At 57.5% G+C, this 1,710-nt stretch carries 2 protein-coding genes; both read left to right on the top strand.

Features of this window, described 5'->3' with window-relative positions; genetic code table 11:
* Nucleotides 1-78 precede the first annotated feature (78 nt).
* Nucleotides 79-1,293 (top strand): O-succinylhomoserine sulfhydrylase, encoded by a 1,215-nt coding sequence (locus tag A3754_RS18795; RefSeq protein ID WP_063520924.1) that lies wholly within the window; start codon nucleotides 79-81, stop codon nucleotides 1,291-1,293.
* A 46-nt stretch (nucleotides 1,294-1,339) separates the two neighbouring features.
* A partial coding sequence (locus tag A3754_RS18800; protein ID WP_156497086.1) for a MoxR family ATPase occupies nucleotides 1,340-1,710 on the top strand: 371 nt, incomplete at its 3' end.

Below are 1,710 nucleotides of genomic sequence, written 5' to 3' on the forward strand. Positions count from 1 at the left end.
TGTAATGATACTTCCTTTGGGCGCAAATCTCTGACGCGTTGTTGCGTGTCGTGTGCGGCATGAAAGCGAGAATAAACCATGAGTGATGATCTGGATCCGACAACCCTGAGTGTGGAAACCCTGGCTATCCGTACGGCGCAATTGCGCACGGATGAAATGGCGCATTCGGATCCGATTTTCATGACCTCCAGCTTCGTGTACGAAAACGCGGCGCAAGCGGCGGCCCGGTTTAGCGGTGAAGAGCCAGGCAATATTTATTCCCGCTTTACCAATCCTACGGTGCGCGCATTCGAGCAACGCCTGGCGGCACTGGAAGGCGGTGAGGCCTGTGTGGCTTTCGCCTCCGGCATGGCGGCGATTAGCGGCACGTTTTTCGCTCTGCTGGCACCAGGCGACCACATCGTCAGCTCGCGCAGCGTTTTCGGCACCACCAACGTGATCTACGACCGTTACCTGAAGAAATTTGGTATCGATACCACGCTGGTGGACATGAGCGATCTTTCCCAGTGGGAAGAGGCGATTCGTCCGGAAACGAAAATGTTGTTTCTGGAAACGCCGTCGAATCCACTGGCGGAAGTCGGTGACATTGCCGCCCTGGCCAAGCTCGCCCATGACAACGGGGCGTTGCTGGTGGTGGATAACTGTTTCTGCACGCCGGCCCTGCAAAAACCTATCGAGCTGGGTGCTGACCTGATTATCCACAGCGCGACCAAATATCTGGACGGGCAGGGGCGTTGCCTCGGTGGTGCCGTGGTCGGCCCGAAAGAGCCCATGAATGATATTCTCGGGTTCGTTCGTTCTGCTGGTTCTTGTATGAGCCCGTTCAATGCCTGGGTCTTTATCAAGGGCCTGGAAACCTTGAGTCTGCGCATGAAGGCGCAAAGCGAGCGGGCCATGGTGTTGGCTGAATGGCTGGAAGCACAACCGGGGATTGCCCGGGTGCATTATGCCGGGCTGAAAAGTCACCCGCAGCATGAACTGGCGGGCAAGCAGCAGTCTGCCTATGGCGCAGTCATGTCCATTGAAGTGGAAGATGCTGCCGGTAATCGTGATCGTCAGGCAGCCTGGCGCTTTATTGATGCCACTCGCCTGATTTCCATTACCGCCAACCTGGGTGATGTTAAAACAACCGTGACTCACCCGGCGACCACGACCCATGGGCGAGTCAACGAAGAAGAAAAGCAGCGAGCAGGGGTGACGGAAAATCTGATTCGTCTGGCCATTGGCCTGGAGGGAGTAGAGGACCTGAAAGCAGACCTGAACCGCGGCCTGAAGGCGCTGGCCAGCGCTTGACCCCGCCTCGCTGCCCGAATTTGCAACCAATGCATAAAGGGGACGCATGCAGGCACTGGATAAAGCCCTGGCCCAGGTAGGCCGAGTTGTCCTGGGCAAAGAAGAACAACTGAAGCTGGCGCTTACCTGTATGTTGGCCAACGGCCACTTGCTGATCGAAGACCTGCCGGGCATGGGCAAAACCACTTTGGCCCATGCACTGGCGAGGGTGTTCCAGCTGGATTACCGGCGGGTGCAGTTCACCAGCGATATGCTGCCGGCGGATATCCTGGGTGTGTCCGTATTCGACCCCAACACCCAGCAATTTTCCCTCCGCGAAGGTCCGGTGTTCACCCAGTTGCTGCTGGCCGATGAAATCAACCGCGCCACGCCGAAAACCCAGAGTGCCTTGCTGGAAGCCATGGAAGAGCGGCAGGT

The organism is Alcanivorax sp. HI0083, from assembly GCF_001635175.1.

Coding starts and splice junctions, on each gene's coding strand:
- A3754_RS18795 (WP_063520924.1), top strand. CDS start 79: ATGAGTGATGATCTGGATCCGACAACCCTGAGTGTGGAAACCCTGGCT.